The 8196-nt window shown below is 33.4% G+C and carries 7 protein-coding genes; all 7 read left to right on the top strand.

What is annotated here, in order from left to right:
• Window positions 1-327 precede the first annotated feature (327 nt).
• Window positions 328-714 carry a DUF302 domain-containing protein gene (locus JJE11_RS10005; protein WP_291635117.1) on the top strand — a complete coding sequence of 129 codons (387 nt, stop codon included), beginning with the start codon at window positions 328-330 and terminating at the stop codon, window positions 712-714.
• Window positions 715-1032: 318 nt separating this feature from the next.
• The gene (locus tag JJE11_RS10000; protein ID WP_291635115.1) at window positions 1033-1866 is read left to right on the top strand and encodes an electron transfer flavoprotein subunit beta/FixA family protein; all 834 of its coding nucleotides are present in this window, start codon (window positions 1033-1035) and stop codon (window positions 1864-1866) included.
• Between the two features lie 18 nt (window positions 1867-1884).
• Entirely contained in the window at window positions 1885-2862 is a 978-nt protein-coding gene (locus JJE11_RS09995) for an electron transfer flavoprotein subunit alpha/FixB family protein (protein WP_291635113.1), read from the top strand.
• Between the two features lie 13 nt (window positions 2863-2875).
• Entirely contained in the window at window positions 2876-4261 is a 1386-nt protein-coding gene (locus tag JJE11_RS09990) for an FAD-binding oxidoreductase (RefSeq protein ID WP_291635111.1), read from the top strand.
• A 152-nt stretch (window positions 4262-4413) separates the two neighbouring features.
• Window positions 4414-5772 carry a nucleoside recognition domain-containing protein gene (locus JJE11_RS09985; protein ID WP_291635108.1) on the top strand — a complete coding sequence of 453 codons (1359 nt, stop codon included), beginning with the start codon at window positions 4414-4416 and terminating at the stop codon, window positions 5770-5772.
• An 86-nt stretch (window positions 5773-5858) separates the two neighbouring features.
• Window positions 5859-7031, top strand: coding sequence for a pyridoxal phosphate-dependent aminotransferase (locus tag JJE11_RS09980; protein WP_291635106.1), 1173 nt, complete (start codon window positions 5859-5861; stop codon window positions 7029-7031).
• A gap of 16 nt (window positions 7032-7047) precedes the next feature.
• Window positions 7048-8196 (top strand): nickel-dependent lactate racemase (larA, locus tag JJE11_RS09975; RefSeq protein WP_291635104.1); only part of this gene is annotated, 1149 nt, incomplete at its 3' end.

The following is an 8196-nucleotide window of genomic DNA, read 5'->3' as shown; positions in this document are numbered from 1 at the left end:
GTTTTATCAATACTTTTCTTAATGAATCCAAGAGATATGAATCTATCAGGTACTATTAGTGGAAGTAGTGATTATCTAAAATTAGAGAAATCAGAAAAGAATAATCTTTATTACATTTCTTTTCTTCGACAAAAGGATACAGTGACATTTCGAAAATTGGAAATAGATTTTTGATTTTTGTTGTATCTTATTATCCATAAACACAAATGATAAAGGTAAAGGTTTTAAAATTTGAAGTAATTAAGAATGGACGCCAACAAAATCATAGACCTGGTGTCAGAGTTATATGGAGATTAAAAAAACAAATCTAAAATAGAGGAGGACACTATGAGTATTAATTATGAATTGAAATCTGAAAAATCATTTGATGAGGCTGTTGAAAGCTTAAAAAAGAGTTTATCTGAAAATAAGTTTGGAGTGCTATTTGAACTTAACTTTAAGGATAAACTAAGAGAAAAAGGATTAGAGTTTGATAGTAATTTTAAGATTTTAGAAGTGTGCAATCCAGTTCAAGCTCAAGAGGTATTAAGCAGAAACATTGAAGTAGGATATTTCTTGCCCTGTAAAATGGTAGTCTATGAAAAAGAAGGTTCTGTTTATATTGGAATGATTAAACCTACGGAAATTATACAGATGATGGGTAGTGAAGAAATTATAGCCATAGCCAAAGATATTGAAAATGTACTTAAAAAAGCTATTGATGATGCGGTATAAAAATTAAATATAAGTCACAGGCAACTTAGATGGTTATTGATGACTTAACATTAGAACAAAAACAAGCACATAAACCAGTAAAAGAACGAATAATCATCTAAGAAAAACCAGCAAATTCATAGTCAATATCCATGCTAATATTATGCTCATAAACCATGAATAACTAATGGTTTATAAGCATTTTTTTTATATCCTTATGTGTTGATAAAAACTAATATAAAATAAAGGTAAAAAAACAATAATATAGAATATCATACAAATATATGGTATTCTGATATAAAAAGTGGTAATACCACGTAACTAATCGGAGGCCATTTAATGAAAATTGTTGTACTTATAAAAGAAGTGCCTGATATGGGGAAGGTTAGATTCGACAGTGAAAAGGGTGTTGTAGACAGATCATCTGCAGAAGCGGAAATCAATCCTTTTGATCTGAATGCATTACAAGCAGCTGTAGATTTGAAAAATCAATATGATGCAGAGGTTGCAGAAACTGCAGAGGTTGCAGAAACTGCAAAGGTTACTGTATTGACTATGGGCCCTCAAAGAGCAGAAAAGTCGCTAAGGGATGCTTATGCTCGAGGTGCAGATAATTGCATCTTACTATCTGATAAGCAATTTGGTGGTTCTGATACTTTTGCTACATCTAGAACCATTGCTGCTTGTATAAAAAATATAATAGACTTTGATGTGATAATATGTGGAGAAAAATCAGTGGACGGAGATACGGCTCAGGTTGGGGCAGAGGTTGCGGAAATTCTTAATATACCCCATTCATATTATGTTGAAAAGATAAACTCTCTTTCAGATAAAGAAATAGTTGTTACTATAAACAGTTTATGTGGAAGTATACAACTTAGAAAAATGAAACTTCCTGCATTAATAAGTGTAACTAAAAATATTAATCGTATTGAGCTTCCTACTGTTAAAAGAAAGCTTGAGTCTTTAAAAATTGAAGTGAAAAAACTTGGACTAGCTGATCTTTACGGTTATATATCAGAAGAAGAAACAGGGTTTGAGGGTTCGCCAACAAAGGTCGTAAAAATAGTAGTTCCAAAAGAAGAAACAAGGGAAAGCAAGATATATAAAGAGGATTATAGTGGATTTTTTAGTGATGTTTTATATGCTTTAAAAGATAAGAAAGTATTATAGAAAGAGGGAGGTGTTAATTTGGAAAAGCATTATGGAGTTTTAGTTATTTCAGAGCAGAATGATGGACATATTCACAAGATAAGCTATGAGTTATTAGGAAAAGGAAAGGAAATAAGCGAGAAACTTGGATCACCTCTATATGCATTGGTTCTTGGAGGCGATGATTTAGATGTTAAAGAGCTCAATTACCGTGGTGCAAGTAAAGTGTTTTACATAAAGGATAAATGCTTTGAAAAACATGAAGAATTTTTATTTAAAGAAAACATTGTGAGGTTTATTGAAAAGCAAAGACCTGAGATTGTGCTAATTGGTGCAACAAATTTTGGACGCTCTCTTGCTCCTAGAATTGCTTCAGCACTAAAAACAGGACTTACAGCTGATTGCACGGATTTAGATATTGACGAGGATGGTAATTTTATTCAGGTAAGACCTGCTTTTAGCAATAATATATTAGCTCATATAAAAACAATTACAGTGCCTAAAATTGCTACTATAAGGTATAAACAGTTTAATGAAGGTGAAAGAGATGAAAGCAGAAACACAAATATATCAATTCTAAAGCCTTATGTATACCAAAATAATAAAAGTGAAATAATAAAGATTTTTAAAGACAGTGACTTTGATATAACAGAAGCAGAAGTTGTAGTATCCGCAGGTAGAGGCATTAAAAAGAAGGAAGATCTTGAGATGATTAAAGAACTTGCTGAACTATTGGGTGGGGAGCTTGGGGCCACAAGAGCAATTGTGGATGCTGGAATGATTGGAAGTTCACATCAGGTAGGCTATAGTGGAAACAGAGTAAAACCAAAGGTTTACATAGCATGCGGGATTTCAGGGGCACCTCAGCATATTGCAGGCATGAAGGAAGCAGAATTGATTATCGCAATAAATAGTGATGCATCAGCACCTATATTCAATTTTGCTGATTATGGATATGTAGGAGATCTTTATGAAATTGTACCTAAAATGATTCGGGATATAAAAAATTATAGATGATGGAGGCCTTCATATGGATAAGAAAACAATAGATTATTTAAAAGATATTGTTGGAGAAGAGTATGTAATAACTGAACTAGAGCAAAAGTTAAGCTATTTTTATGATGAAATTGAGTATACCGTAAGGCCAGAAGCAAATACATCTTCAATAATTATCAAGCCTTTTAAAACCTCAGAAATATCCCAAATAATGAAATATGCTAATGACAACAAAATAATAGTTGTCGTTCGTGGGGGTGGGACTGGGCTTTGTGGCGGTGCAATACCAACAGTGGAGAGCATCATATTGTCTATGGAAAGAATGAATAAAGTGATTGAAATAGATGATAAGAACATGATGGCAGTCCTCGAGGGTGGAGTTACTCTAGCGGGACTTCTTTTCGAACTTGAAAAATATAACGGGATATGTTTCCCTGTTCATCCAGGAGATGAAGGTGCTCAGATAGGCGGCATGGTCGCTACAAATGCTGGAGGAGCAAGGGCTGTAAGGCATGGCATAACTCGAAATCATGTAAAAGGCATTGAGGTAGTGCTTCCAAATGGAGAAGTGTTAAATCTAGGAGGAAAACTTTTGAAGGATAACTCGGGATATAACATTATGAACCTTATTATTGGGAGTGAAGGAACTCTAGCAATAGTTACTAAAGTGATATTAAGGATATATCCAGAAGATAAGTACTCGGCAACAATAGTAATAGCCTTTGATAATATAAATGATGCATCAAATGCAGTAATAGAAATACTTAGGAGTGGGGTTTCTCCTCTCGCAGTTGAATATCAGGATAGACACTTAAATATAGAAACAGCTGAGTATTTAGGACTTCACTGGCCTCTTGACACGGGCAAAGCAGATGTGATAATCATATTATCAGAAAAAAGTGAACAAGACATTTATCATGACTGCGAGGTTATTGATAATATCTGTGATAAATATAATGCCAATAAAGCAGTATTTGCAGGGAGTAGACAGGAACAAGCAGATATACTTGCCATAAGAAGTGGTAGTTATGAAATAATAAAGGATATAATTGTACATTCATTTGATATGGCCGTACCTCCAGGCTACATGCCCGAGTTTTTTAATGAATTGTGGCAACTGGTAAGCTCATACAATACGACTACAAATATAAGTGCACATATTGCTGACGGTAATCTTCATAATGATATAGTCATGGTTGATGGTAAAATACCAGAATATGCGCAGGAGCTAAAGGAAAAGATGTATAAACTTTGTTTTAAATATGGTGGAACAATTACTGGAGAGCATGGCATTGGTAAGTTAAGAGTCGAAGACCTTAAGCTACAGAAATCCACTGCAGAAATTGAACTTATGAAAAATATTAAAATGATATTTGATCCTAATAAAATACTAAACCCAGGTACAGTAATTGAAATTTAAATTAAATCCATAAAATTCTAAATTTACTACTTGAAACCAAATGATTTTTATGGTAATCTAGATAAAATCTAAAAATTCAAAGTTAAAAGGTGTACAAGCAAGTGCACTAGACATTAAAAGGGGTGTGTATAAATATGAATGGGGAACTTAATGTGAAAAAGGTTAAGAAGGTTCAAAAGCAATATGAAACCAAGGATTTAATCAAATTTATAGTCTTTTCAGTTTTAGGAGTTTTTCTTTTTTTAATTCCTATACCGTCTAAAGGTACATTTAATCTGCCAGTGGGAATAATTATTGACTTTATTAAGCAGATACTCGGCACTTCATTATTATATATTGCAACAGGTATAGTTCTACTTAGTGCAGTAATAAGCACATGGGCTTCTTTTGCAAAACCTGATTTGATAGTGAAGAATAAAACTCTTAGTGATTTATTTGTAGTTAGTCCTTTATATTTTACTAGTCGTATTATAGGGGCTGTTATTGCAGTAATGGTACTTCTAAAAGTAGGTCCAAATTTTATAATATCAGGTGATACTGGTGGTACAATGCTTGATTTAGCAAAAACATTAGTTGCAATTGCAGTGACCATAAGCTATCTTATGCCGTTTTTAACAGATTTTGGTGTTATGGAGTTTACGGGTATAATGATTAGAAAATTTGTAAAACCACTTTTTACATGTCCTGGAAGATCTGCAGTAGATCTTATAACATCTTGGCTTGGAGCATCAACTGCAGCGGTATTACTTACAAAAAAACAATATGATTCAGGATATTATACAGGTAGAGAAGCATCTGTAATCATGACTAACTTTTCTCTTGTTTCAGTTCCATTTTGCTATATAGTAGCATCCATTTTAAAAATTGAAAGCATGTTTGCACCATTCTATATAATAACAACCTTAGTAGGAATTATACTAGCGATGATTTTACCTAGAATAGCTCCATTATCCAAGATACCTGATGAATATAATCCCAAAACAGGCAAAATGCTTAAAGAGGAAATTCCAGAAGGGGCAAATAAATTTGAATGGGCACTTAGCCAAGCAACATCAAGAGCTAAAAGAACAACCGGCATGGATGTAATTCATGAAGGAAATAAGATGTTTTCTAGTATCATGGTTTCCCTTTTACCAATAGTTGTTGCATGGGGAACAATTGCATTGATAGCTGTAACTTATACTAAAATATTTAATGTTATTTCCTATCCAATGGGTTTTTACTTAAATCTACTTGGTATTGAAGAAGCGTTTAAGGTTGCACCTGCAACTTTGGTTGGATTTATAGATATGTTTATACCAGCACTTATGTTAGCACCTATTACAGTTGTCAAAACTAAGTTTATATTAGGTGCGTTGTCTCTTGTACAAATCATATACGTAACAGAAGTTGGCGCAGTTATTGTACAATCAGATGTTCCAGTAGATTTCAAAAATTTGGCAATCATTTTTCTGGAAAGAACAGTGATCGCATTGCCTTTGATCACATTATTTAGTATGGTAATATTTTAATGACATTAGGATTTTTTTAAGTCATGCATATGTTTTAAAGTAGAAAATAAGATTGTTTTACTAAAATTTAAAAAGAGGTGAAATTTATGAAACATAAATATTTAGCTAAAAGATATTGGAAGGATACATCAACTCCTATGGGACAATTAGATGTATTGGCAAAGCAGTTTAATGATGTAATAAATTTGGGTCTTGGAGATCCAGATTTGATAACCAATGATATCATCATTGATAACTCCATGAAGGATGCAAAAGCTGGTCACACAAAGTATACTGATTTTAGGGGAGACCCTGAATTAAGAGGTGAGATTCGCAAATTTTATAAAACAGAGCATGATATGGATTTTTCAGACAATGAAATAATGGTGACAGCCAGCGGTTGTATCGCGATGTATTTAGCTCTTGAAGCTATTATTGATGATGGGGACGAGGTAATCATACACACGCCTTGTTTTACACCATATCTTCAGCAAATTGGACTTGCAAGAGGGATACCTGTTGAACTAGACACTTATGAAGAAGAAAATTTTCAAATAAATATTGAGAGATTAAAAAGTCTTATAACGGAAAGAACAAAAGCATTAATTATAAATACCCCAACAAATCCGACAGGAAATTGCTTTACGAGAAAAACTTTAGAGGATATCGCAAAGGTAGCCAAAGAGTATGATTTAATAATAATAGCTGATGATATATATGGCTCTTTTAGCTTTGAAGAACCTTTTTTACCGATTGCTTCATTAGAAGGGATGAAGGAAAGGACTATTACAATTAATAGTTTTTCTAAGGACTATATTATGACAGGCTGGAGAGTTGGCAATATTATTGCACCTGATTTCATAATAAAAACAATTCAGGGAATAAATGAAAATGTAGCTTTTACTGCATCATCAATATCTCAAAGGGGAGCGATATATGCTCTTAGATACAGAAAAGAAATACAACCACCAATGATCGAGGAATATAGGAGCAGAGTATTTTATGCTGCTGAGCGGATAAACAAAACACCAAATATGTCGGTGCCTACTCCTAAAGGAACATTCTATCTTTTTGTAAATATAAAAAAGACAGGACTTACATCAATCCAGGCAAGCGATATAATATTAAGAGAAGCACATGTTCTTACCATACCCGGAATAGCATTTGGAACATGTGGAGAGGGATATATACGACTTGCATGTACAGTGAATATTGATGCGTTAAAAGAAGCCTTTGACAGAATAGAGAAAATAGATATTTTCAAAAATCATAATGAATAATACGAGCTTTCCAAAAATGAAATATGGAAAGGATTATCTAGAGATAATTACAGATCAAATAGGAGATTATCGTGTATTAGATAAGGATATGGTTAACCAAAAGGAAGCAAATGAAATAATAAAAGATGCATTAAATAACCCTATTGGAAGTAAAAAATTGAAGGATATAGTGAAAAGTGGAGATAAAGTGTGCCTTGTAATATCAGATATTACAAGGCATTGCCAAAGGATGGATATTTTTCTGCCTTTTATAATCCAAGAGTTGAATTGTGGTGGTGTTGAGGATAAGGATATTGTAATTTTAAGTGCAACTGGTGCTCATGAAAAACAAACAGAAGAGGAGCACAGGCTCTTGCTTGGAGAAGCTTTAGCTAAACGATTTCAAGTTATTGACCACGACTGCCATGATAAGGGAAGTCTTAAATCATTTGGTATAACAAGATATGGTACTCCAATTGAAATAAATCGCTATGCTACAGAATGTGATCACCTTATATTGACTGGAGCAGTTACATATCATGATATGGCTGGGTATGGAGGAGGTAGAAAATCTTTGCTTCCAGGTATAGCTTCTTATGAAGCGATATTTTTAAACCATATGCGTGTTTTTGGAGAAAAAAAAGGAAGTGCAATTAATCCCGAGTGTAGATTGGGAAATTTAAATGGAAACCCAATGCATGAAGATATGATGGATGCCTGTGATAAAATTAAACCTTCCTTTATATTCAACATAATATTAAATTCCGAAGGCAACTATTACAAGGCTGTTGCAGGAAATTATAGAGAAGCTTTTGAAAGAGGTGTTCAATACTGCGATGAGGTAGGGGCTGTTCATATTGACAAGAAGGCTGATGTGGTCATCGCTTCAGCTGGAGGGTATCCAAAGGATATTAATTTGTACCAGGCTTCGAAAGCACATTCAGTCGGTATTGAAGCTTTAAAAGCTGGAGGGACTTTAATAATACTTGCACAATGCCCTGATAATATGGGGTCAGATGAATCAGTAGATATCATAATGAATTATGATACAAATGAACAAAGGGAAAGGTTCATGAGAAAAGCGTTTATTCCTGAAGCATATTCTGGTTATCTTATATGTGAGATTTCATCAAAATATGATGTGATTTTTGTTTCGGATTATCAAGATCAAAAAGTAATAGAGAAG

Source organism: Clostridium sp., assembly GCF_016650095.1.
In the GTDB taxonomy this organism is placed as follows: Bacteria; Bacillota; Clostridia; order Clostridiales; family Clostridiaceae; genus Clostridium_AD.
Note: the sequence above shows the minus strand (reverse complement) of the source record. Positions and strands in the feature narration are given on the sequence as shown.

What these genes read in the sequence shown, in the direction of transcription:
- JJE11_RS10005 (WP_291635117.1), top strand. Translation starts at nt 328, where the DNA reads ATGAGTATTAATTATGAATTGAAATCTGAAAAATCATTTGATGAGGCT.
- JJE11_RS10000 (WP_291635115.1), top strand. Translation starts at nt 1,033, where the DNA reads ATGAAAATTGTTGTACTTATAAAAGAAGTGCCTGATATGGGGAAGGTT.
- JJE11_RS09990 (WP_291635111.1), top strand. Translation starts at nt 2,876, where the DNA reads ATGGATAAGAAAACAATAGATTATTTAAAAGATATTGTTGGAGAAGAG.
- JJE11_RS09980 (WP_291635106.1), top strand. Translation starts at nt 5,859, where the DNA reads ATGAAACATAAATATTTAGCTAAAAGATATTGGAAGGATACATCAACT.